Origin of the sequence: Paraburkholderia panacisoli, from assembly GCF_008369935.1 — a bacterium.
GTDB classification, from domain to species: domain Bacteria; phylum Pseudomonadota; class Gammaproteobacteria; order Burkholderiales; family Burkholderiaceae; genus Paraburkholderia; species Paraburkholderia panacisoli.
Window position 1 is genome coordinate 1 of sequence record NZ_VTUZ01000018.1, and the last position, 22,952, is coordinate 22,952.

The window sequence follows — 22,952 nt, forward strand, 5'->3', positions numbered from 1 at the left end:
ACCACTCTTGTTGCAATGGTAGACCTTGCCACCGTACCAAAGTACGAGCGCCACGTTGAAATTGGGACCTGCGGCGACGCCGTTCCTGTAAACGATGCCGTTGACAAGCGTCCATTTCGAGCCAGACTTGTCGATGATGTACGGCGCGGAAGGTAGGGTGGTACCGTCCGCGGAAATGCTGCCCAAACGCGGATCGATGGTGCTCACCCATGCCGAGCCGTTCCATTGATAGAACTGGCCGCTCTTGTTTTGGTGATAAATGCTGCCGTTGTACCACAGCGCGAGCGCCACATTGTAGTTACCCCCAGCTACTGCCCCGTTTTTATATAGCAGCCCGCCCGACAGCGTCCATACGGCCCCTGCACTGTCTGTAATCGAACTTGCCGGCGGCATCGCCGTGCCGCTCGCGGATGCAGTACTCGCATGCGCCGTTGCTTTGCTGGTAGCAGCGCCAGTAGTGCCACTGCTACCGTCTTCGCCGCCGCCACCACAGGCCGTCAAAAGATAACTTCCACCGAGGGCCGCCAGCCCACCAATAAATTGACGTCGTTTTACCATGGCTGATTATTTTCCACTGTCGATAAAAATATCGGAAAAAATACAAATATTGATCTTTATAGACTTCGAATTAATGAGTTTTTGTGGATAACTCGGTTTACTTCGTTATGCTAATTATGTAAAAAGATCTTCTTCTGATTCCTGGGCGCAGCTTAAATGCTGATTAAAGCGAGCGATGGCAGGCTCGACCACGTGTGGCAATCCAGCAGACGAGCGCCGTCGATCGCTGCCGCGAGCGATCCGCGCGTCCTACTGCGTCAAAAAATCTTGGGAGACGATATGGCTACGACATCCATTGCTGCTCGGACCCTCTCGCCACCTGATGCGCAAACGTTTCAGCAGACGAATGCCGATCACCTTAGCAGCACGCAATTTCTTCCGTACCGCCTTCGCGAACGGGGTAGATCCTACCCGAAGTACTTTCCAAATCCTCCAGGAAATAGTACTTTTCGGACAAATAGTAATAATTTTTCTAATAAATTGTTGTGTCGCCAAAATCCCTGCTTTCTCATGATGATAAGAGGATTGAATGGTCACAATTATTGCGAATTCGACCCCCAGAAAAAATCGCGTTTTGCGGAGTGATTTCAAGTGCGGAAGCGAGCCAAGTCGGTGATGCACCGTTCGGGGGCGCGTTTTCGCTCGCGCCGGATAGCAGCCATGGCCGGAACTCCGCGAACTTGGTCGTTACGAGGGGCGGTGCTTTAGAGATTCGCGCAAAGATTGCGGGTCTTCAGACGCGACATTTCCGATGCCGCATCGCAAAGCGGCTTGTGCTCTCCCCGGGATAGACGAGCTTTTCGGTGCTGCCCTCTAACGTGAGCGAGGCCGGCGCCGTTGCGCGCGCTAGAAAGGGCGTGGCGCGTTCAGAGGGTTTGACGGCGATACAGTCCTCGCAATCCCGCCGTCTTCAGTGTCCCCGGTTCGGGAGCCAGCCCGAAGACATCGATGAAACAATCGGAGGAAGAGGACGTAACTAGCGCAGCCGCGATATTCGATGGGTCTGCATTCGAGTTTCGAGTGAAAACCGATTCTTGATTTGTCGCGGCCCACTTCGTGACCGCGCTGGCCAGCATAAACTATCGACCGAGTAACCTTTTTGCTGAAAAAACCAGATCAGGATGATAGGTCTTCATATAGTGCATAACCCTCGCCCGCAGCCCCCATTCTGGAACCGCATAGACCTGGTAGACCAAAATCGCCTCATTCGATATCTCGTACTTTTTCGAGAAATATAATTGCAAAAAGTTGCTACTGGTTAGAATGCCGCGGTACAGTTCTGCGAAGGGATGCTGGCATAAATAAGTCTTATTATATCCAATCGCGAATGGCACGAAATCTTTGGTTTTTCTGGCGAGATACGAGAACAAGGCCATGCTTACCTCTGGCCACTCCGGTCTGAATACGTCGTCGATCGCGATAATGCCGTTATCGCTAACGACTGCTTCGGCCAGATTCAGATCGTTGAGGGCGACATCGTGATGATGTCCCCCGTCAATATGAAAAAAACGAACCTTTCCTACTTTTCCTTCGATATCGCTGGGCGTTACCTCTGTAGAGGGTCGTTCGTCGATAAAAACGCCTTTCGCGTCAACGCCAAACTTCGTCAGATTCCGGACAAACACATCTTTATCACCGCAACCGGAGATGTCAACATTGAACTCCTGTCTCCCGAAGATATCGATTGCGTAGCAAAGGCGCCCGTTGTTGCTGATTGCCATCGGAATGAATGACTTTCCGTGATGAACTCCAATTTCTGTGATGGCGCCAGTAATGCCGTTATCGAGTTGCGATTCGAGTAGTCTCGCGAATATTTCGGCATCACATCTTGCTAGCCACCCATCAACTTCTCTTCTTCGGTGCCTGATGTATTCGTCGAGTATTTTACTGGTCATAATCGCCCTCTTTATTTCAATTCGATGATATGCCGGCTCTAAGAATTATCAATGGGGTGCGATGCTCAACGAATTTTCAGGAACAGGACGCGGGAATGCACATTGCAATCATGGTACCGCCGCGTCACGTGCCATTCGGGTGTTTTGGCCGACCACGTGGAGGTGTTGGCCGATTGTGGTGAATATTCGCTGAGATCTCTGGACGACAGATCCGCGAGATACAGTGCGGGTTTGCTGTCGCGATCGGTGGCCGGCTGGAATAGGGTCCTGCACATGAACCTTGCGCACATTAGTGCCGTCTTCGTTCAGGAGCCACACGCGGGCATCGACCACATCGTGCGACCCTCGTGATAGAACGCGACCGTATGGTCGTCGGATGGCACCCCGAATTGGCGGACCCATGTGCCATAGCCGACGAACTCCTAAGGCACCTCGGACAGCACAGATCCAGCAGCCAGTTGCCGTCGTTGCAGAAGCTCTTCTGGCAGAAGTCGTTGCAACGGCATGTCACACGACGCGGCCTGAGCCGCGTCACTTTCGCACCATTTTTCCACGGCTATTTTTTGGCATCGGCGAATCGTTCGCTATAGGGGCCGGGCTTGAAAACATGGCGACATTGCGACCGGGCGCAGCGAGTTGAACGTTTGCCCCGGTTCCCGCGGGCCCGAAACCCCGATGCCTTTTTGCTTTCACTTCCTTGCATCGACCCTGTATCTGGGACCAAGACCTAAAAGAACAATATTCATGATGAGCGGTGGACGCGTTAATGTACCAGCGCCGCGCGGGCGGGTACCCGACGTTTGGTACTCGCGTGCCATGCGGGCGAAACGTGCTTCTACTTATTGATTCAATTTTTCATGGATTTTTTATGCTCATCAAGAATGTTGCAGTCAGTCTGCCGTCCAAAGTCGTTACAAACGAAGAAGTTATCGACTTGATTCGTTTCCATTCCAAGGAATACGAAGGCGACATCGACCGGGGTATGCGTACCATCAAGACGCTGCTCGACCGAAGCGGGCTGGTCAACCGGCGCTGGTGCGAAAGCCACGAGGCGCCCATTGATCACGTTGCAATGGCGACGCGCAAGGCGTTATCCGAATCGTATCTGCGGCCGGAACATATCGAGCTGTTCATTTTTGTCGGCATCGGCAGGGGATTTCTAGAGCCGGGTAACAGCCATATGATGGCCAGCGCACTGGGGTTCGTGAATGCCGAATGCTTCGACGTCGTCGATGCCTGCATGAGCTGGACACGAGCGATGTCAATTATCGACAGTCTCTTCAAGTCCGGTCAGTACAGAAACGCTATGATTGTGAATGCCGAGTTCAATATGCTGGCCGGCGGGCCACTCTTTCCGGCAAATTTTGCGTTGAAGAACTCGGCTCAAATCGAATATACGTTGCCGTCGTTTACGATCGGCGAGGCGGCCACCGCCACGCTGCTTGTCGCGAAGGAGCCGGATAATTTCAGTTTCGCGTTCCGCGCGCGCCCGGAGATATCGGACCTGTGCACCATTCCGATTCCGGGCTATGAAGGGTTTTGCCACCCGTCGGATCGGATCGGAAAGAATGGCAACATGCGTTTCACATCATTCGGTCATGAGCTTCACAAGAATTCCGACGAGCTGTCCGCGGTGATGGAGAAACTGCCCGTGCCGAAGAAAGAGATCGACATCGTCTTTACCCACGCATCGTCGAAGGCGGCGTGGCACGGTTTTGGAGCAAAGGCGGGGATCGAGGACAAGATGTATCACATCTACCCGGAAACCGGTAATCTCGTGTCGGCGTCGATCCCGGCTGCCATTTCCATGGCCAAGGAAAGCGGGCAGTTGAAGAGAGGCGACCGGGTGGTTTGCTGGGTCGGCAGCGCCGGCATGTCATTCAACGTTAGCAGCTTCAAATTCTGAGGCTGAGCAAGCAAAGATAAAGCACAAATGAAAGCCATTTCAGGGGGCATCCGCTATCTCAACCGGGTGGTGTTCGACGCCGCCAAGGTATCGGACTACAGTGTGTTGGCGGTTGGCGTGATCGGTACGATCGGGCATCCGGTGTACTGGTTGTGGTGGACCTTCGTCGATCCTCAACCCAACGAAAATCTGTTGATGCGCGTGATCGGCACAGCCGCCTGCGCGCTGCTGCTTTTGCGCCGTTACTGGCCGGTTTCGATGGCGCGCTTCCTGCCGTGGTATTACTTCGCGACGGTAGCCTATACGCTACCGTTCTTTTTCACCTATTACCTGTTGGCCGGTCACTATTCGATGCTCTGGTCGATGGCCGAACTGGGAATGATCTTTTTCCTGATCGCCATTTTCCCGTCGTTCGCCGCGTTGTCGCTGAATCTGTTGTTGGGCATCGGTTTGGCGATCCTGTGCGCGAAGATCGTAATTCCGCAGTCCGTCCACGTGGATGCGCATCTGTTTCTCTACACCTATTTGCCGGTGTTCACGTTTGGCATTTTCGCCGGCCTCACGTTCAGCTATAGCAACCTGAAGGGGATCGTCGCGCAGGCCAGAAACGGCGCGCTGCGCGCGCTCGCCGGCTCGATCGCGCATGAAATGCGCAATCCGCTCAGCCAACTGAGGCTCGTGTTGGATCGCGTGGAAGAGGCGCTGCCCGCCACGGCGGATGGCCGCACGCCGCCGGCCCTGCCGCACGACAGAGCGGCGTCGCTTTACCGGCATCTCGCGCATGGCCAGTTGTCGATCGAGCGCGGCCTGCGCATCATCGCGATGACACTGGATGAAGTGAGCGCGAAACCCATCCCGTCGGACCGTCTCGTCTATCTGAGCGCGGCCGCCGCCACGCGTAAGGCGCTGGACGAATACGGCTTCGCCGACCAGCAGGAGCGCGCAAAGGTCCGGCTCGCGGTGCTCGAGGATTTTACGTTCAAGGTCGACGAAACCGTCTATCTGTTCACGCTGTTCAATCTGATCAAGAATGCGCTTCATCATATTGCCGCGCATCCTTCGGCGACACTTACGCTCACGGTCGACCGGCAAACGGTGCTGGTCCACGACACCGGGCCGGGCATTGCGCCCGACATCGTGCCGCATCTGTTCGAGCCTTTCCGCACTACCGGCAATTCGGCGGGTACGGGCCTTGGCCTGGCCTACTGCCAGCGCGCGATGCATGCGTTCGGCGGCACGATCGGCTGCCGCTCGGAAGTCGGCAAATTCACGCGGTTCACCCTGCAATTTCCCGTTATCCTGGAGCGCGAGGTGACGGACCATGAGCAGAAGATCATCGACCGCGCCACGCCGTTTTTCAGCGGCAAACGCATTCTCGTCGTGGACGACGATGCCGCGCTAAGGAGCAGAGCGCGCCGCGCATTGTCGAAGGTGGGCGCCGACTTGAGCGAAGCGGAGAACGGCGAGGCGGCGTTGAGCGTGCTTCAGCAGTCAGCGCGCTTCGACCTCGTGCTAATGGACATCAACATGCCGGTTCTGGACGGCTACAGCACTGCCGAGAGAATTCGCGCCGACCGTCAGTCGCCGAACTGGAACGTGCTGATCGCCGCTTATACGGCGGAGCCGGGCAACGTGACCCGCGTGCTTGCCCGGCGCGCCGGCATGGACGACATGATCAGCAAATCCTGCAGCGTGGTGGAATTGATCACCACGCTCGAGAACCTCTTCGAAAACGGCAATCGCTATCTTCACAGCGAGCGCTTCGAAGGGTTCGCCGGCAAGACGATCGTCGTCGCGGACGACGACACCTACAGCCGGCTGGTTGCCAAGGGTTATCTGGAGCGATGCGGTGCGAGCGTCATCGAGGCCGAGCACGGCCCGGCGGTGCTGGCGAAGCTGGAGGAGGGCCGCGCGATTGATGCGATCGTGATGGACGTGAATATGCCGGGAATGGGCGGCGTGGAAACCACCACGCTGATTCGCGCGCGTGCGGACTCGTATGCCGAAGTCCCCATCGTTGCATTGACCAGCCACGCCGACATGGATGCCGTGCAGGCATGTCTTGCCGCGGGCATGAACGAGGTCATGCTCAAGCCCGTTCAGGTCGGCTCGTTCTACGCCGGCCTGGCAAGACAGTTTGCAAGGCAACGTGTGTTGCGTTCGCCGGCGCAGGCCGAGGCGGCACGGACATCCGCTGTGCAAGCCGCCAAGTCCGAGCCGGTCAAGGAAGCACCGCTGCTCGACGAGAAGCACCTTGAAGAACTGGTCGCGCTCGATTTGCTGGACCAGACATTCCTCAACGGTATCGAGCAGATTCGCTCGACTGTCGCGCGGCTCGCGGCCAGCGTGGCGGTTCGCGATCTAGAAGCGACGCACGCGGCGTTGCATGTTTTGTTGGGCGTCAGCGGCAATATTGGCGCAAAGGCGCTGCATCAATTCGTGCGGCAGATCTATCCGCGCGTGGTGGAAGGCGAATGGCCTGCGCAGGCCGACTGGCTGGCGCGAATCTGCTCGTTGAGCGACCAGTCAGCGCCCGCTCTGCGGACGTATTTCGATTCGGCGAACGCGCGTGGCGATCATCGGGACGTGTTGAAGGATTGACGGCCGTTTGAGGGTGCCGCCGGCGCGGCCGCCAGTGGCACGAACGCGGCGAGCAGCGAGGCGCCCGTTGTGAGTACGCCGGCAAGCGCGGCGAGTCAGTAGGCGGGGATGCGTGATGTGTTGAACGCATCGGGTGGGCTTTCATCAGGAACGCCGCCGCCACGACCCGCAGGAGACAAACGCCGCCTCATAATTACATCAACCGCGTTACTCCCGTTGCGGGTTGCCCAGGAAGCCCGGCAGACCGATCGCGGCGACGCTTCCCGCCAGCTTGATCGCCTCGCGCAGCGAGCGCGCAAACGCTTCGTCGTCGGACGGCAGGGGCAGCATGCTGCGAAACAGATCAGCCCAGCGGAACTCTTCCAGCGGTACGGTGGTTTTCTCGAATGCGCCTGCGTCGCGAGCGAATGCCGCGAGGCTTCGGTATTCATCGTTGCTCAGGTCCCAGACATGGCGAGGCATGTTGGTAAAGCTCACGCGCCCGCCCTGCGCGTCGTAGGGATACGTCCAGCGCCGGTCTTCCATCGTCAGCCAGAACTGCTGGACTGTCAGCGACGAAAGATCTTCCTGAAGGACGACCGGCACCGCAGCAATCCGCAGCGCATGCAGCGCGGCGACGATGTGGTGATGGTCGGTCACATAAGGCTTTCCTTGGGGGCCCAGCACGACTGGCACCGGCTTTTCGGCAATTGCCATCTGCAGGTCATGTTCCGACAGGCTTCGGTATTGCTCGATCTTCTTCGCGACCTCGCGCATGCCGTGCGTCATCTGTGTCGGTCGCAACTGTTCAAGGGCAATTTGCTTCATGACGTGCTCCCCCAGGTGGACCTCAACCGGCGACGCCGGCGAGATGCGTTTGCGTTGTTTGTGTCCTGGCCGCAATCGCTTGCTGCACCCATAGCAAACCCTATTCCCAGCGGCCACGGTACGGCCGACTTCGATCACGGCGGCCGCCAGCGAGGAATGCTGCTTGCTCGCCCCGCAAATTGAACGTGGCCGCGTTCACGTCGCGCAGTTTCGCACTCTAGTCCCCGGTCCTTTCAAGGAGGCAACAATGGATTCCGAAGAAAAGCGAGAAATAGCGCCCGGCCAGGAGAGTGTGATGGAAGCCACTAGCGAACACATCGAAGAAACCGGCGGATGTGCGTGCGGTGCGGTGCGCTTTCGTGTCACCGCGCGACCGAGGCGCGTGTCCATTTGCCATTGCATGACCTGCCGCCGAATACACGGCAATGTGTTCGGCGGTTATGCAATGTTCGCGCGCGACGCTGTGGAGTTTTCGGCCCCACGAAAGCCTGGCAGAGTTCGCCCGGCGCGCGAAGGTATTTTTGCCCGACGTGCGGCTCGGTCGCGTTCATGGAATATGTGGGAAGCGACGAGCTAGACCTGCCGCTGGGTGCGTTCGACCGGGTGGGGATTTATGAGCCGACCTACGAACTGTGGTGCTGCCACAAGGAGCCCTGGTTGCCCGCAGGCGTGCGCACCGAATATGACAAGGACCGGCTCAGGTAGTCCGCGGGGGAACGCTGTTTGCTGCGGTTAAAAAGCAACCGGCGTAACCGGCACAAGGGAGTCGATATGACTGACACGAAGCAATCCAACACGCAGGCTGGCAATCCGAAGAATGCAGGCAAGGTCCAGGGCCAGCAACAGCAGAACCAGCAGAAGATGCCGCAGCATCAAGGCGGTCAGCGGCAGCCATGACGATGTTTGTTGCGTGCATACCGCTGATGTTTTTGCCGACGCTCACTCGCGAGGGTGGGCGCCGGGCAGGAATGCCCAACATGGCCGTTGAGAAAGCCGATAAACCCCAGCACACGCACAGCAGCAAGGCCGCCAGTCCAGACATCGACCGCGACCAGCAACCGGCGAGACTGGCGGACTGCCGCCGTTGCGCGCTATGGCGCGACGCCACACAACCAGTCGGCGGCGAAGGGCCGCGTAACGCGTCGATCATGCTGGTCGGCGAACAGCCGGGCGATGCGGAAGACCTGCAAGGCCGGCCTTTTGTCGGACCCGCCGGCGCACTGCTCAATAAAGCACTCGAAGAAGCGGGGCTGGAGCGCGCCGACGTCTACGTCACGAACGCAGTCAAGCATTTCAAGTGGACGCCGCGCGGCAAGCGTCGCATGCACAAAACGCCGGCGCAAAGAGAAGTTGCAGCCTGTGAATACTGGCTCGAACGGGAATTTCGGCAGATAGAAGCGCGCGTGATCGTCACATTGGGCGCTACCGCGCTTAAAGCCGTGCTGGACGATGCGCACTCGCGGCTACAGGATGCGCTCGGCAAAACGATCGAACACGGCGAACACCTCATTGTCGCAACCTATCATCCGTCGTTCGCGCTGCGTGCGCCGGACCCCGAAACCCGCCGGCGCGTCTATGAAACGATCGTCGAATCACTCCAGACAGCGCGCAAACTCAGCCATCAGCACAAGCGGTCCACGTGATTTCAAACACATGCACTCCCCCGCATGTGCCGCAAGCACGCCTCACTTGTGAATTGCCAACCTTAACTGACGCAGCTGCCGGTCCGACACCGGAGCCGCATGATTTCCCCAGGTATTCCTGACGAAGCTCACCACCTGCGCGATTTCCGTCGAGGTGAACTGATCGTTGAGCGCCGTTGAGGTCGCGGACCGGCCACGCGCGGACTACGAGCCACGCGCTCGATGCGCCCGACACGCCGGCCGGCTGCTTCTTTGCGCGGCATCTGCGCGGGTTCGGCGCGTTAGCGCGATAATCCGCCGTAGCACCGTGGCACGCCGCTTGCGCCATGTTCGCGATGGATGCGCCGTATCGCACGATCTACCGTGCGGAGTGAGGAGAACACCCATGGATACCCCAACCGTAGAGCGGACGCCGGACGTCGCGCCCGAGGAAGCACAGCGTGTGCCGGTCACGTTTGAAATCAATGGCGAAAAGCGGCACTTCGAAGTGGAGGCATGGACCTCGCTGCTCGATCTGCTGCGCGAGCACTGTCATCTGACAGGAACGAAAAAAGGCTGCGATCACGGACAATGCGGAGCGTGCACCGCGATTGTCGACGGCCTGAGAATCAACACCTGTCTCGCGCTCGCCGTGGTGCGCGATGGCGCGTCGATCACGACGATCGAAGGGCTGGCCGAAGGCGACAGGTTGCATCGGGTCCAGCAGGCTTTCATCGACCATGACGCGTTTCAGTGCGGCTACTGTACGCCGGGGCAAATCTGTTCCGCGGTCGCGATGCTCGCCGAAGGCCACGTCAAGTGCGCCGACGATATCCGCGAGCAGATGAGCGGCAACCTGTGCCGGTGCGGCGCGTACACCAACATAGTCGCGGCGATTCTGGACGCAGCGGATCTCGCGGACGGGCAGCCCGGCGCACAGGGAGCCAGTTCATGAACCGCTTTTCCTATACGCGTGCAAACGCGGTGGCCGATGCGATCGCGCAGCATCGCGCGAATGCCGCCGCTGCGTTCATCGCGGGCGGCACCAATCTCGTGGATCTGTTGCGCGAGGACGTGGCGCGCCCGAAAGTGCTGGTCGATATCAACCGCCTGCCGCTCAAGCAGATCGAAGCCACACCTGACGGTGGCTTGAAAATCGGCGCGCTGGTCACCAACAGCGCGGTCGCTTACAACGAGACCGTCGCCGCGCGCTATCCGCTGCTCGCCGACGCGATTCTGGCCGGCGCGTCGGCGCAGATCCGCAATGTGGCGACCGTCGGCGGCAATTTGCTGCAACGCACCCGCTGTCATTACTTCTACGACGTGGGCACGCCGTGCAACAAGCGCGAGCCCGGCTCCGGCTGTCCGGCGCTGAACGGCATCAATCGCATTCACGCGATTCTCGGCGCGAGCGAACAGTGCATCGCCGTGCATCCGTCGGACATGTGCGTGGCGCTCGCAGCGCTCGACGCGACCGTGCATCTCGACGGCAAGGACGGTGCGCGCACGCTCGCGTTCGCGGATTTTCACCGCCTGCCGGGCGACACGCCGAACCTCGACACCAATCTGCGCGACGACGAATTGGTCACGGCCATCGAATTGCCGATGCAAGGTTTTGCGTCGCATCACGCGTATGTGAAAGTGCGCGACCGTGCGTCGTATGCGTTCGCGCTGGTGTCGGCGGCGCTGGGCGTCGAACTCGACGGCGACAGGATCGTGGCGGCGCATTGCGCGCTCGGCGGCGTCGCGCATAAGCCGTGGCGCCGTCCCGAGGCCGAAGCCCGGTTGCGCGGCAAACCGCTGAACGCGGCCACGGTGCGCGAGTTTGCCGCTGAGTTGCTGCGCGGCGCGCAGGGCCGTCCCGGCAATGCGTTCAAGATCGATCTGGCGCGGCGTGTGATCGTGCGCGCGTTCGAACTGGCTACGCAACGTTCGTTCGAGGAGGCCGCATCATGAACCGCGCCGAAACATTGCCGGCATTGCGCGCCATCGGCGTACCGCACAAGCGTGTCGACGGCAGGCTGAAGGTGACCGGCGCCGCGCGCTATGCGGCCGAATTCACCGCCGACGCAATGACTTATGGCTTCGTCGTATCGAGCACGATCACGACCGGCCGCATCGTATCGATCGACGTATCGGCCGCGCTCGCATTGCGCGGCGTGCTGCTCGTGCTGACCCATCAGAACCGCCCGCCGCTCCCGCTCGACGAAAAGCTATACAAGGACATGATCGCGCCCAGCGGCACACCGTTCCGGCCGCTATGGGACGAGCGCGTGTGGTATAGCGGCCAGCCGGTTGCGCTAGTGGTGGCCGAGTCGCACGAACTGGCGCGCTATGCGGCGTCGCTCGTCGTCGTGCGTTATGAAAGCACCCCGCATCGAACCGACATCGACCAGGCGGTGATGAGCGCCGTGTCGCCTTCCACGGAAAAAGGCGGCTTCGATCCGCCGCCGCCCGCACGCGGCGATGCCCACGCCGCGCTCGCCAGCGCCGCTGCTCGGGTCGATGCGTTCTACAGCACGCCGGCGGAATATCACAGTCCGATGGAAATGCACGGCTGCACCGTGGTGCCGGACGAGCAGGGCCGCCTGACCGTGTACGAGAAGACGCAGGGCGTCGGCAATACCAAGTCGTATCTGACCCGGGTATTCGGTCTGAACGACGATGAGGTGCAGGTCATTGCGCCGTTCGTCGGCGGCGCGTTCGGCTCCGGCTTGCGGCCGTACTATCACCTCGCGCTCGCGGTGATGGCCGCGCGCGAACTGAAACGGCCGGTGCGGCTCACGCTGACGCGCCAGCAGATGTTCACCTTCGCGCATCGTCCGCAGTCCATCCAGCGCGTCGCGCTCGGGGCTGACGCGCACGGCAGATTGCAGGCGGTGATTCACGAAGCCGTGGCGGAGACCTCGCAATACGAAGAATTTTGCGAATCGACGGTGAACTGGGCGGGCAAGCTCTATCGGTGCGATAACGTGGCGATGGGCTACAAGCTGGTCCGGCTCGATGTGCCCACGCCCTCGGATGCGCGCGCGCCCGGTGCGACTGAGGGCCTGTTCCCGCTCGAAATGGCGATGGATGAACTGGCCGAAGCATTGCAGATGGACCCGCTCGAATTGCGGCTCATCAACTATGCCGAGCGTGACGCCAACAAGAATCTGCCGTTTTCGAGCAAGGCGCTGCGCGAGTGCTATCGCGAAGGGGCGGCGCGCTTCGGCTGGAGCCAGCGGCCGCTCGCGCCGCGCGCGCGGCGCGAGGGCCACGAGTTGATCGGCTGGGGCATGGCGACCGGCGCGTGGGACGCGATGCAGATCGAAGCGGCGGCGCGTGCGGTGATGACGCGCGACGGCCGCGTGACCGTGTCGAGTTCGACCGCCGATATCGGCACCGGCACCTACACGGCGATGAGCCAGATTGCGGCGGACGCGCTCGGCGTCGCGGTGAGCGACGTGAGCTTCGAACTCGGCGACACGCGTTTGCCGAAAGCGCCGATCGAAGGCGGGTCGTGGACGGTGTCGTCGGTGGGCAGCGCGGTCGACGTCGTGTGCAAGAGGTTGCACAACCGGCTCGTCGAACTCGCGCGCGAGCATGGCGGCGGCCGTTTCGCGGCGGCGCCGCGCGAAGAGGTGCGGCGTTCGGGCAACCGGCTCGTCTGCGGGGCGGGCCCGGAGGATGCCGTCCGTATCGATACACTGCTCGAGCGCGCCGGCCTCGAAGAAGTGGAGGAGCAGGCGAGCGTGAAGCCGCACGAAAAGCAGCGGGCGTATTCGATGGGCACGCATTCGGCCGTGTTCGTCGAGGTGCGCGTGGACGAAGCGCTCGGCACCGTGCGGGTGACGCGCGTGGTCAGCGCGATTGCCGCCGGGCGCATCGTCAATCCGAAGATGGCGGCCAATCAGATCGCCGGCGGCGTGGTGTGGGGCATCAGCATGGCGCTGCACGAGGATGGTCAGTTCGACCACGCGCTCGGCCGGCAGATGAATCACAACTTCGCCGAATACCACGTGCCGGTGAATGCCGACATTCGCGAAATCGACGTATTGTTTGTCGACGAGCATGACGACATCGTCAATCCACTTGGGGTGAAGGGCGTTGGCGAGATCGGTATGGTGGGCGTGGCCGCGGCGGTGAGCAATGCAATCTGGCATGCCACCGGAAAAAGGATAAGGGACTTGCCGATTACTCTCGACAAGCTGATTACCTAGTCAGCGCCTCTGCCATGTCCAGCGGGGCGGCCGTCCCGGCCGCCCTCGGCAGCAAGAGGTAATGCCAGATTCAGCGGCTACTGCCCACGGTCGTTTCCATCACCCCGCTGCCGAGCGACTGAAACAACGCCGCCGTATCGCTGAACTGGTCGCCCTGTGCACGGGTCCGGTCGATCGCTGTCTGCAATGCCTGGCGTTGCGCGTCGAGCAGCGCAGTCTGACTGATGCCGCCGACGTCGTACTGCTGGCGCGCGATCACGAGACTCGCCTGGGCCTGCTGGTCGGCGTCGTCGCGGGCTTGCAATTCGCGCGCATTGTCCTGCAATGCGCTCAGCGAATCGGCAACCTGCTGCAAGGCCTGCAACACTGTCTGCTGATATGCCGCTAACGCCGCGTCATAAGCCGCTTGCGCGGCGCGCTTTTTCGCGCGCAATTCTCCGCCGTGGAAAAGAGGTTGGGTCAGATTGAGGCCCACGTTCCAGATATTCAGACCTTTTACGATGTCGCCCATGCTGGTGCGCTCCGACCCAATCCCCGCCGATAAGGAAAACTGCGGATACAGATTCGCCGTCGCCACGCCCACGTTCGCGCTGGCCTGATGCAGCAACGCTTCCGATGCGCGAATGTCGGGCCGTTCGCGTGCCAGCGTCGAGGGCAGTGTGACGGGGATGTCGTTGGGCAATCGGAGCGTATCCAGCGTGATGTCGCTGTAGTCCGCTTTCGACGGCGCGACGCCCACCAGAATCGCGAGTTGATGATCGGCCTGCGCGAGCTGTGTGGTCAGCGGCGGCAACGACGCGCGTGTCTGTTCAAGCAGCGTGCGCTGACTGTGCACGTCGAGTCGAGCCACACCGCCGGCGGCGTAGCGCGCTTCGATGATTGCCAGTTGCCGTGCCTGTGCATCGGCGAGACGTTGCGTCAGCGTGATCTGCTGTTGCAGCGACGCGCGCCGCACAGCGGTCAACACGACATTGCCGGCGATGGAAAGCCGGGCGGCGTCGAGTTCGAACGACTGGTAATCGACTTGCGCGAGGCTTGCTTCGAGCGCGCGCCGATTGCCGCCGAAAACGTCGAATACATACGACACGCTCACCGATGCGTTGAACAACGAAAACGGTCCCGGCGCTTCAGCGAGCGGAACGCCGAACGCAGCGGGATCGACCTTCTGCCGCGAGGCTGAAATCTTTGCATCCACGACGGGATACTGCGTCGCGCCCGCCTGCGCGGTGTAGTTCTCGCGCGCCTCGAGCAGTTTCGCGCGAGCTTGCCCGAGTGTCGGGCTTTGACGCAACGCCTGATCGACAAGGCGATCGAGCGCATCCGAATGGAACTGCCGCCACCACATGGGCAACGTGCTGTCGGCGACGCTAAATGTTTGCGCCGATCCCGACGCGCCTTCGCCCGGCGCGCCGCGTTCGGGCAGCGGCTCGCGCGTATAGCTTTGCGTATCGGGCGCCGCCGGTGCCTGAAAATCGGGGCCGACCGCGCAACCGCCTAGCGCGAGCACGCACGCGATAACGATTGGTTTCATCGACGTGTCCTCCTAGTCCAGCGTGCGCCGATAGAAGCGCAGGGCAATAGCCATCACGATGGCCGTAAAAAGCACCATGGGCCACACGGACGGCCATAGATCAGCCCAGCCACTGCCCTTGAGCACAATGCCGCGAATCAGCCGGTTGAAATAGGTCAGCGGCAACAGATTGCCGAGGAACTGCGCCCATCGCGGCATGCCTGCGAACGGAAACATGAAGCCGGACAGCAGGATGTTGGGCAGAAAGTAGAACATTGTCAGCTGCATCGCCTGCAACTGATTCTGCGCGAGCGAAGACAGCGTGATACCGACTGTCAGGTTCGCCGCGATGAAAAGCAATGCGGCCAGATAGATCGCCACCACACTGCCGACGAATGGCACATGGAACACAAAGCGCATTGCTACAAGAATGATCGTCGCCTGAATGAGGCCGATCGCAACGTAAGGCACGATCTTGCCGGTCATCACCTCGATGGGCAGAACAGGGGTTGCGAGCAGGTTTTCCATCGTGCCGCGCTCGCGTTCACGCGTGATGGCGAGGCCCGTCATCATCACGAGCGTCATGGTCAGGATCACGCCCATCAGGCCGGGAACCACGTTGTATTGCGTAATGCCTTCCGGGTTGTACAGGCTGTGGATCTGCACGCCGAATGCGCTCGGGCCGCCGTTCAGATGCGCGAGCGCACCGGTGATGTCCTTGTCCGCCACCGGTTGAATCAGGCCCGGCAATGCGGCGAGAGCGGTGTTGGTTGCGGTGGGATCGGTTGCATCGGCTTCGACCAGCAACGACGGACGTTCGCCTCGCAGCAGTTGTCGCGAGAAATCCACCGGGACGTTCAGCACGAATTGCACGCGGCCTTGCGCGAGCGCGCGGCGGCCCGCTTCTTCGTCCGGCAGTATTTCGACGATGTCGAAATAGGCCGAGTTCGTCATGGCCGCGACGAAGCTGCGTGAAAACGCGCTCTGGTCGTGAATGATGATGGCTGTCGGCAGATGCCTGGGATCGCTATTGATCGCGAAACCGAACAGCGTCATTTGAATGATCGGCAGACCCACGATCATGGCAAACGTAATGCGGTCGCGCCGTAATTGCAGGAACTCCTTGAGGACGATGCTCCACCAGCGCGTCAGTGAAAATGCGATTGCTCTGCTCATGATGGCGCTCCGAAGTTATCTTTCGAATGGCTCATCAGATAGATGAACACCTCTTCGAGTCCTGTGCTGATCGGCTCGATACGCAGCGTCGTGCCGGCAGTGGCTTGCCTGATCGCCTTTTCCAGCGCTTCGTGATCGCTGCCGCTGACATGCAGCGCGGAACCGAATACGACGGTCTGGTCGACGCCGGGCATCGTGCGAAGCCGTTCGGACAGGTCGCTCAGACGTTCGCCGTAGATCGACCAGGTCGCGAGATCCTGTGACGCGATGACTTCGTTCGCCGTGCCTTGCGCCAGCAACTTGCCGTATGCGATGTACCCGAGCTTGTGGCAGCGCTCGGCCTCGTCCATGTAATGCGTGCTGACCAGCACCGAGATGCCGCGCGCCGCCAACCGGTGGAGCTCTTCCCAGAAGTCGCGTCGCGCGGCGGGGTCCACGCCCGCCGTGGGTTCGTCGAGCAACAACAGTTTCGGCTCGTGCAGCATGCATGCGGCCAGCGCAAGACGTTGCTTCCAGCCGCCGGACAGCGAGCCGGTTAGCTGATTCGCCCGGCTTTGCAGCCCGAGCGATTCGAGCGAGCGATCGACGGCTTCGCGCCGGTTGCGCATCTGATACATACGCGCCACGAAGTCGAGATTCTCGCGGATGGTCAGGTCTTCCCAATACGAAAACCGCTGCGTCATATAGCCGACGCTGCGCTTGATCTGCGCGCTCTCGCGCTGGATGTCGTAGCCCAGACAGGTGCCGGTGCCGGAGTCCGGCGTGAGCAGTCCGCACATCAGGCGGATCGAGGTGGTCTTGCCGCTGCCGTTTGGGCCGAGAAAGCCGAAAATCTCGCCGCGCGCGACTTGCAGCGTCACGTCGTTGACCACGTGCTTGTCGCCGAAGTGTTTGTTCAGGTTATGGACGTCGATCGCGTATGCGGGGCTATCGGCGTTCATTTCCGCACCACCGTCACGGGCTGCCCCGGATGAAGCTTCGCTGCATCCGCGACGGACGGATGCGCTTCGATCATGAACACCAGCTTCGCGCGGCTTTCGTTGCTATAAATGACCGGTGGCGTGTACTCGGCCTTGTTCGACACGTAGGTGATCTTCGCCGGCACATCGGCTGCGCAGCCGTCGCACTGTATCGTCACGTCGCGGCCCGGGGTCATTGCGCCGACCAGCGTCTGCGGCACGAAAAAGCGCACCTTGACGTTCTGCGGCGGCAGCATCTGCACGACCGGGTTTCCGGCAGGCACCCATTCGCCGGCGCGAAAGAGCGTGTCGTAGACGAGGCCGTCTGCGGGCGCGGTCACACGCTTCTGGTCCAACTTCCACTGTGCCTGCGCGACGACCGCTTCGGCGGCCGCGACCTGGGCCTGCTGCGCGGCAATCTGCTGCGAACGGCCAGGCAGGCGCGCGACTTCGACCTGACTGGTGAGTTCGCGTACTTGCGCTGCGGTGGCGTCGGCATTGGCGCGCGAATCGTCGAGCTGCGCCTTTGAAATGCCGCCTGCGCGGAACTGCGCCTCGTCGCGTGTCAGTTGCAGCGATGCCTTGCGCGCATTGGCGACGGCCTGAGAACGTTGTGCGCGATTGACGTTGACTTCGGGCACACGCTTGCCGGTTTCGATATCGGCCAGTTGCGAGCGCGCGGCGGCAAGCTGTTGCTGCGCCTGAGCGAGTGCGGCGGTTTCGTCGACCGGGTCGAGCAGGAAAAGCGGCGTGCCGGCTTTGACCGTTTGTCCGCGCATAACTTGCAACTGCGTCAGCGTGCCCGCTTGCGACGACGCGAGATAGACGTACTCGCCTTCGATGTAGCCTTGATACGCGTTGTCGTCGTGGCGCGAACAACCGGCAACGAAGCCGGTGATTAGCAGCAGCCACACAGTGATGTGAACCCGGTTCATTGCGTTCTCCCCGAAGGCAAACAACTGCGGAAAGGTGCGGCGTGCACGGGGAAAACGATTGGCGCGATGATCGGCGCGGGACAGGGGATTGAAGTCGGCATCGGGTTCATTCCACGCGGACGGGTTCTGCTCGACAGAGGTGTTCAGTAAGTAATCCATACTGTTTATCGCACGCCGGCGGCCTGCGTGTCGAAAGGGGCAAGCGTGCCGAAGGGCGGTGAAATGGCTGCAAGCCGCAGCGCAGACGAAGTAGAATAGATAATATGTGAATTTGAATTTGAATTCAAACTATTTGCGGAGTCGCGATTTCTCTATGCCCGGCAAACCAGCACAGACCGCCGTGAAGCAGCCCAAACGGGCCAGCCGCCCCGATGGTGCGGCGACCCGCCAGCACTTGCTCGACACGGCGGGAAAGGTATTCGCGGAGCGCGGATTCGCGGATGCCACCAGCAAGGAGATATGCGCGCGCGCGGGGACGCCGATGGCATCGGTGAACTATCACTTTGGCAGTCGCGAGGCGCTGTACGAAGCCGCGCTTGTGGAGGCGCATCGGCAGATGGTGGGGCTCGACGAACTCACGGCGCTGACAAAGGGACCGGGTGATCCAAGAGAAAAATTGCAGGCGGTGCTGTCCCGTTTTGTCGGCCTTTCGACGAAGGCTGGCGCGCCGTGGGGATTCATGCTGATGCTGCGTGAGATATTGTCGCCATCGCGCGCGATGCCCGCGCTCGTCGAGAAAGCGGTGCGGCCCAAGGCGGCGGTGATGCTGGGGCTGATGGGTGAGGTACTGCAGCTGGATCCGCGAGACCCGGCCGTACAGCGGGCGGTGATGTTCACCGTGCTGCCCTGCGTTGCGCTCATGATCGCGCCAAAGCAGGTGCAAAACGCGCTGCTGCCCGCTGTCGCGAAAGACAGAAATGCACTCGCGGACGACTTCGTCCGCTTTGTGATCGCTGGGCTGGATGCGATCGCCGCCGCTCATCGTTCTGATTGAGTCGAGTCGGACTGCGCGCGCGGGGCGCCTCTCAGACGCTTCCAGACGCCACCGGCAGCCCTTCGGTCTTCCAGCGCAACATCCCGCCGGCGAGGTTCGCCACCTTGCCGAAGCCCGCTTTGGTCAGCAACACGCTAGCCTGGGCCGAGCGCACGCCCGAGCGGCACACCGCCACCACCGGTTGCTCGCGGTCCAGTTCATCGAGCCGTCCCATCAACTGCGAAAGTGGCACTAACCGCGCGCCCGGCAGATGGCCCAAGCGATCAATGAACTCCGGCGCTTCACGCACATCGACGATCTGCAGCCCGGCCGCATGCTCCAGCAGCGTCATGGGTTCGATCTCCCAAACACCGCTGAAGCGTAGCGTCAGCGGCGCCCAGTCAGGCGTCTCTTGCGGCAAGGCTTCCGTGTCCGGCTGGCCGCAGCGCAGGTTCGCGGGCACCGCCACGGCCATCAGTTTGGGATGCGGCAAATTGAGGTTGTTCATATGACCAGTGAAGTCGCCGACATCCACATCGCCGCCCAGGCGCGGATTGAAACGCCGTTCTTCGGCGACGCTCGTGACAGTGATGCCGCGATAGTCGTGTGCCGGGTAGAGCAGGCAGTTTTCGGGCAGCGTCAGGATCTGCTCGTGCACCGACGCGAACAGTTGTTGCGGGCTGCCCTGCTGGAAATCGGTGCGGCCGCAGCCGCGAATCAGCAGGCTGTCGCCGGTGAAGGCCATGCTCTGGTCGTCCAGAACATAGGTCAGGCAGCCGTTGGTATGGCCGGGGGTCGCGCGTACGCTCAGGTAGCGGCTGCCGAAGTCGATACGATCGCCGTGCCGCAGCGGCCGGTTTACGCCGGTCGCGCCAGCCGCCTCGGCGAGCGCGATCTGGCTGCCGCAGCGCTGACTCAGGCGCCACGCGCCGGTGACGTGGTCGGCGTGTACGTGGGTGTCCAAGGTTGCCCGCAAGTGGAGCCCCAACTCCTGCAGCAGCGCGAGGTCGCGCGGCACCTGCTCGTAGACGGGGTCAATCAGCAGCGCGTCGCCGCTGCCACTGTCACCTAGCAGGTAGGTATAGGTGGACGAGGTGGGGTCGAACAGCTGGCGGAAGATCAACATGGCGGGCTCTGAAATAAGGGAGACACGGCGAGCCTTTGACAGCCCGCCGTGCCTGAGTTCAGCCAGGCTGCTTGGTGACGCGCAAGTACGGCTTGATGGTCTTGAAGCCGGGGAAGAGTTGATCGGCTTCCTCGTTGCTGACCGCGCCCGTGATGATGACGTCTTCGCCCTGTTTCCAGTTCACCGGCGTGGCGACCCTGTGCTTCGCGGTTAGCTGCATCGAATCGAGTACGCGCAGGATCTCGTCGAAGTTGCGGCCGGTGGTCATCGGGTAAGTCAGCATCAGTTTGATGCGCTTGTCCGGGCCGATGATAAACACCGAGCGCACGGTCGCGTTGGTGGCGGGGGTGCGTCCTTCGGAGGTGCCGGGCTCGTCGGCCGGCAGCATGTTGTAGAGCTTGGCGACCGCGAGATCGGTATCGCCGATCATCGGATATTTGACCGTGGCACCCTGGGTTTCCTCGATGTCGGCAACCCATTTGTCATGACTTTCGACCGGGTCGACCGACAGGCCGATCAGCTTGGCGTTGCGCCGTGTGAACTCGGGTTCGATCTTTGCCATGTAACCCAGTTCGGTGGTGCAGACGGGGGTGAAATCCTTCGGGTGTGAGAACAGGATGGCCCATTGGTCGCCGATCCATTCATGAAAATCGATGTCTCCCTGAGTGGTGCGAGCGGTGAAGTTGGGCGCGATGTCGTTGATTCGGAGTGACATGTTGATTTCCCTGCAAAGTGGTTTGTCAAAATGGACATCTGATCCGAGCCTGTCCACAAGTATCCAACACAGGACTACCAGACCTCAGTAATAAAAGTCACCAACTTTTCACAGACTGACAAATTTCCTCATGGCGCTGCCACGTTCATCGGCGATGCTCTGATGCGATCATTTCGATCGGGTTCGATCTGGACAGCAGCAAGGACGCAAGGCGCTGCTCCCGTTTCTGGAATGTCATTGCCGTGACGAGCTTCATCAGCTCAGTCAGGCGCTCAGAGAAGTGATTAAATACCTGGTTGTCAAATAGCTCAAGCCAGGAGAACAACTGCTTGAAACTGCTGGACGGCAGCACTAGCAGTTCGATAGCAGGCAACTGCCGGTGAGAATTCGCGTCCCGCCAGGCAGCACCTGATAAAGATGCAGGTCGCGTGCGCTTGATCGGACGCAGCAGTTCTTTGAGCAGGGGATTGAGATCGAGGATTCGGCTGTGAGTTTCCTGATTGATCAACAAATCACCTTACGAATGTGCGCAGCGATGACCGCAGCTGGCCGAAAAGTTGAGTTCAACCTCGCCCGTGACTGTTCAGCAGACGAGTAGTGGCTGTTTTGCGAAGTACGTGCCGCGCCTATGATTTTTCATTCGCACCAGGCTGCGGTCCTGGAAGACTTCCGAAATGCGTTTGCTTCGAAGAGTCTCTGCGTTTCGCGTTTGAACCCGCTTCTAAATGACGGTGCCACAAACGAAGACATATATCGTATAAGCGTGACAGGTCAATACAATCGAGTGTGTTCTGCACTGTACGGTCGCGCAGGAATTTGTTCTTTCGGCTGTTTTGATTGGCGCTGCATCAAGGCCGGTTTGCTGCGACGCGCGCTATGACATGAAACCGCACACACTCAACTCGCGATCGCGCGAAAACGTACCCAGTTCAGCCTGATCTCTCGCGAGTACCAATGGCAACTCCTCCCGCAGGAATTCCACCCAGGTGCGGATTTTGGCGTCGAGGTACTGGCGCGACGGATACAACGCATAGACATTCAGTTGCTGAGCCGTGTATTCCGGCAGAATGCGCACCAGTTCTCCGCTGCGGAGCCCGCTCGCAGCGGAATAGGCCGGCAGCAAACCAATACCCATGCCTTCGCGCACTGCGACGGCCAGCGCTTCGGCAACGTTGATCTGAAACGTTGCCGGTCCGAGTGCGATCGACTCTTCGCCGTGCGGCCCATCGAAAGTCCATTCATCGGCGCGAAATACGGGAGTCAGGATCTGGACACAGCGATGCTCGCGGAGCTCCGCCGGTGACGTCGGCGTGCCGTTGCGTTTGAGGTAGGCGGGCGACGCGCACGCGACGCTGAACGCGTTGCCCAGGCGCTGCGATACCAGGCCGGAATCCGGCAGACCGGTGGCGAGCGTCAGCGACACGTCGAAACCCTCGTCGAGCAGATCGGGCATGCGCTGCGCGAGCGTCAGTTCGATATGCACGTCCGGGTAGCGCCTCTGATAGCGGCTCACCGCCGGAACGATGTAATGCTGACCAAAACCGGTCATCGCATGGACCCTCAGCTTGCCGGCGGGGCGCGCCTGGGCGTCGCCGGCTTCCGCCTCGGCCTGCTCGACATACGCGAGGATTTGCTGGCAGCGCTGCAGATAGCGCTCGCCTGCCTCGGTCAGCGCGATGCGGCGAGTCGTGCGATTCAGCAAGCGCGTGCGCAGGTGTGCTTCGAGGTCCGAAACAGAGCGCGACGTATGCGCGGTGGTCGAGTTCAAATGTTGCGCGGCCGCAGTGAAGCTGCCCGCTTCGACGACGCGCACGAATGCCCGCATGTTCTGGAGAGTATCCATTTCCCGTTCCTTCCGAATTCGACCGGATTGTTGCATATATCAAGTGGGTGATTGATTCGCATTCGGTAAAAATCCGTTGCGATATTTTCTGTTTTTCCAACAATTTATGAAAAATATAATGATG

General features: G+C 60.7%; 18 protein-coding genes and 2 pseudogenes. 9 read left to right on the forward strand and 11 right to left on the reverse strand.

Translation table 11 applies throughout. From position 1 onward, the window contains the following. Positions 1-558: pseudogene (locus FVF58_RS25100) on the reverse strand (hypothetical protein); the annotation flags it as partial. 1,079 nt (positions 559-1,637) lie between these two features. Continuing rightward, entirely contained in the window at positions 1,638-2,453 is an 816-nt protein-coding gene (locus FVF58_RS25105; RefSeq protein WP_149672536.1) for a class I SAM-dependent methyltransferase, read from the reverse strand. A gap of 868 nt (positions 2,454-3,321) precedes the next feature. Here FVF58_RS25105 and FVF58_RS25115 point away from each other — a divergent pair. Continuing rightward, entirely contained in the window at positions 3,322-4,359 is a 1,038-nt protein-coding gene (locus tag FVF58_RS25115) for a 3-oxoacyl-[acyl-carrier-protein] synthase III C-terminal domain-containing protein (RefSeq protein ID WP_149672537.1), read from the forward strand. Between the two features lie 27 nt (positions 4,360-4,386). Further along, the gene (locus FVF58_RS25120) at positions 4,387-6,960 is read left to right on the forward strand and encodes an ATP-binding response regulator (RefSeq protein WP_149672538.1); all 2,574 of its coding nucleotides are present in this window, start codon (positions 4,387-4,389) and stop codon (positions 6,958-6,960) included. 207 nt (positions 6,961-7,167) lie between these two features. Here FVF58_RS25120 and FVF58_RS25125 read toward each other — a convergent pair whose 3' ends face one another. Further along, entirely contained in the window at positions 7,168-7,767 is a 600-nt protein-coding gene (locus FVF58_RS25125; protein ID WP_149672663.1) for a ParB-like protein, read from the reverse strand. 295 nt (positions 7,768-8,062) lie between these two features. Here FVF58_RS25125 and FVF58_RS25130 point away from each other — a divergent pair. The 6 genes and pseudogenes from FVF58_RS25130 to FVF58_RS25150 all read left to right on the forward strand — a co-directional run bounded on the left by FVF58_RS25130 (position 8,063) and on the right by FVF58_RS25150 (position 13,591). Further along, positions 8,063-8,472 (forward strand): annotated as a pseudogene (locus FVF58_RS25130) (GFA family protein). A gap of 66 nt (positions 8,473-8,538) precedes the next feature. Further along, positions 8,539-8,664 carry a hypothetical protein gene (locus FVF58_RS54240; protein ID WP_281291273.1) on the forward strand — a complete coding sequence of 42 codons (126 nt, stop codon included), beginning with the start codon at positions 8,539-8,541 and terminating at the stop codon, positions 8,662-8,664. A gap of 80 nt (positions 8,665-8,744) precedes the next feature. Continuing rightward, positions 8,745-9,410, forward strand: a complete 666-nt coding sequence (locus FVF58_RS25135; protein ID WP_149672539.1) for a UdgX family uracil-DNA binding protein — start codon at positions 8,745-8,747, stop codon at positions 9,408-9,410. A 385-nt stretch (positions 9,411-9,795) separates the two neighbouring features. Continuing rightward, positions 9,796-10,344 (forward strand): (2Fe-2S)-binding protein, encoded by a 549-nt coding sequence (locus FVF58_RS25140; protein ID WP_149672540.1) that lies wholly within the window; start codon positions 9,796-9,798, stop codon positions 10,342-10,344. Beyond that, positions 10,341-11,345, forward strand: a complete 1,005-nt coding sequence (locus tag FVF58_RS25145) for an FAD binding domain-containing protein (RefSeq protein ID WP_149672541.1) — start codon at positions 10,341-10,343, stop codon at positions 11,343-11,345. The genes FVF58_RS25140 and FVF58_RS25145 overlap by 4 nt, the downstream gene beginning before the upstream one ends. Then, complete coding sequence (locus FVF58_RS25150) at positions 11,342-13,591, forward strand: xanthine dehydrogenase family protein molybdopterin-binding subunit (RefSeq protein ID WP_149672542.1); 2,250 nt, start codon at positions 11,342-11,344, stop codon at positions 13,589-13,591. The genes FVF58_RS25145 and FVF58_RS25150 overlap by 4 nt, the downstream gene beginning before the upstream one ends. Before the next feature lie 70 nt (positions 13,592-13,661). On the opposite strand, the gene FVF58_RS25155 is transcribed toward FVF58_RS25150, so the two are convergent. From FVF58_RS25155 to FVF58_RS25170, 4 genes are read right to left on the reverse strand one after another with little or no spacing between them, the layout of a single operon-like run. After that, the gene (locus FVF58_RS25155; protein WP_149672543.1) at positions 13,662-15,122 is read right to left on the reverse strand and encodes an efflux transporter outer membrane subunit; all 1,461 of its coding nucleotides are present in this window, start codon (positions 15,120-15,122) and stop codon (positions 13,662-13,664) included. A 12-nt stretch (positions 15,123-15,134) separates the two neighbouring features. Continuing rightward, entirely contained in the window at positions 15,135-16,277 is a 1,143-nt protein-coding gene (locus FVF58_RS25160; RefSeq protein WP_149672544.1) for an ABC transporter permease, read from the reverse strand. Further along, on the reverse strand, positions 16,274-17,218 hold the full coding sequence (locus FVF58_RS25165; protein ID WP_149672545.1) for an ABC transporter ATP-binding protein: 945 nt from the start codon (positions 17,216-17,218) through the stop codon (positions 16,274-16,276). Before FVF58_RS25165 ends, FVF58_RS25160 begins: the two co-directional genes overlap by 4 nt. Further along, on the reverse strand, positions 17,215-18,171 hold the full coding sequence (locus tag FVF58_RS25170; protein WP_149672664.1) for an HlyD family secretion protein: 957 nt from the start codon (positions 18,169-18,171) through the stop codon (positions 17,215-17,217). Before FVF58_RS25170 ends, FVF58_RS25165 begins: the two co-directional genes overlap by 4 nt. 313 nt (positions 18,172-18,484) lie before the next feature. On the opposite strand from FVF58_RS25170, the gene FVF58_RS25175 reads away from it, so the two are divergent. Continuing rightward, complete coding sequence (locus FVF58_RS25175) at positions 18,485-19,165, forward strand: TetR/AcrR family transcriptional regulator (protein WP_149672546.1); 681 nt, start codon at positions 18,485-18,487, stop codon at positions 19,163-19,165. Positions 19,166-19,196: 31 nt separating this feature from the next. On the opposite strand, the gene FVF58_RS25180 is transcribed toward FVF58_RS25175, so the two are convergent. The 4 genes from FVF58_RS25180 to FVF58_RS25195 all read right to left on the reverse strand — a co-directional run bounded on the left by FVF58_RS25180 (position 19,197) and on the right by FVF58_RS25195 (position 22,828). After that, entirely contained in the window at positions 19,197-20,267 is a 1,071-nt protein-coding gene (locus tag FVF58_RS25180) for a rhodanese-like domain-containing protein (protein ID WP_149672665.1), read from the reverse strand. Positions 20,268-20,328: 61 nt separating this feature from the next. After that, positions 20,329-20,985, reverse strand: coding sequence for a peroxiredoxin (locus tag FVF58_RS25185; RefSeq protein WP_149672547.1), 657 nt, complete (start codon positions 20,983-20,985; stop codon positions 20,329-20,331). Between the two features lie 145 nt (positions 20,986-21,130). Further along, positions 21,131-21,493: a cyclic nucleotide-binding domain-containing protein gene (locus tag FVF58_RS25190; RefSeq protein WP_149672548.1), complete on the reverse strand. Its 363-nt coding sequence runs from the start codon at positions 21,491-21,493 to the stop codon at positions 21,131-21,133. A 366-nt stretch (positions 21,494-21,859) separates the two neighbouring features. Continuing rightward, a complete protein-coding gene (locus FVF58_RS25195) occupies positions 21,860-22,828 on the reverse strand; it encodes a LysR family transcriptional regulator (protein WP_149672549.1) in 969 nt (322 codons plus the stop codon). Positions 22,829-22,952: the final 124 nt, after the last annotated feature.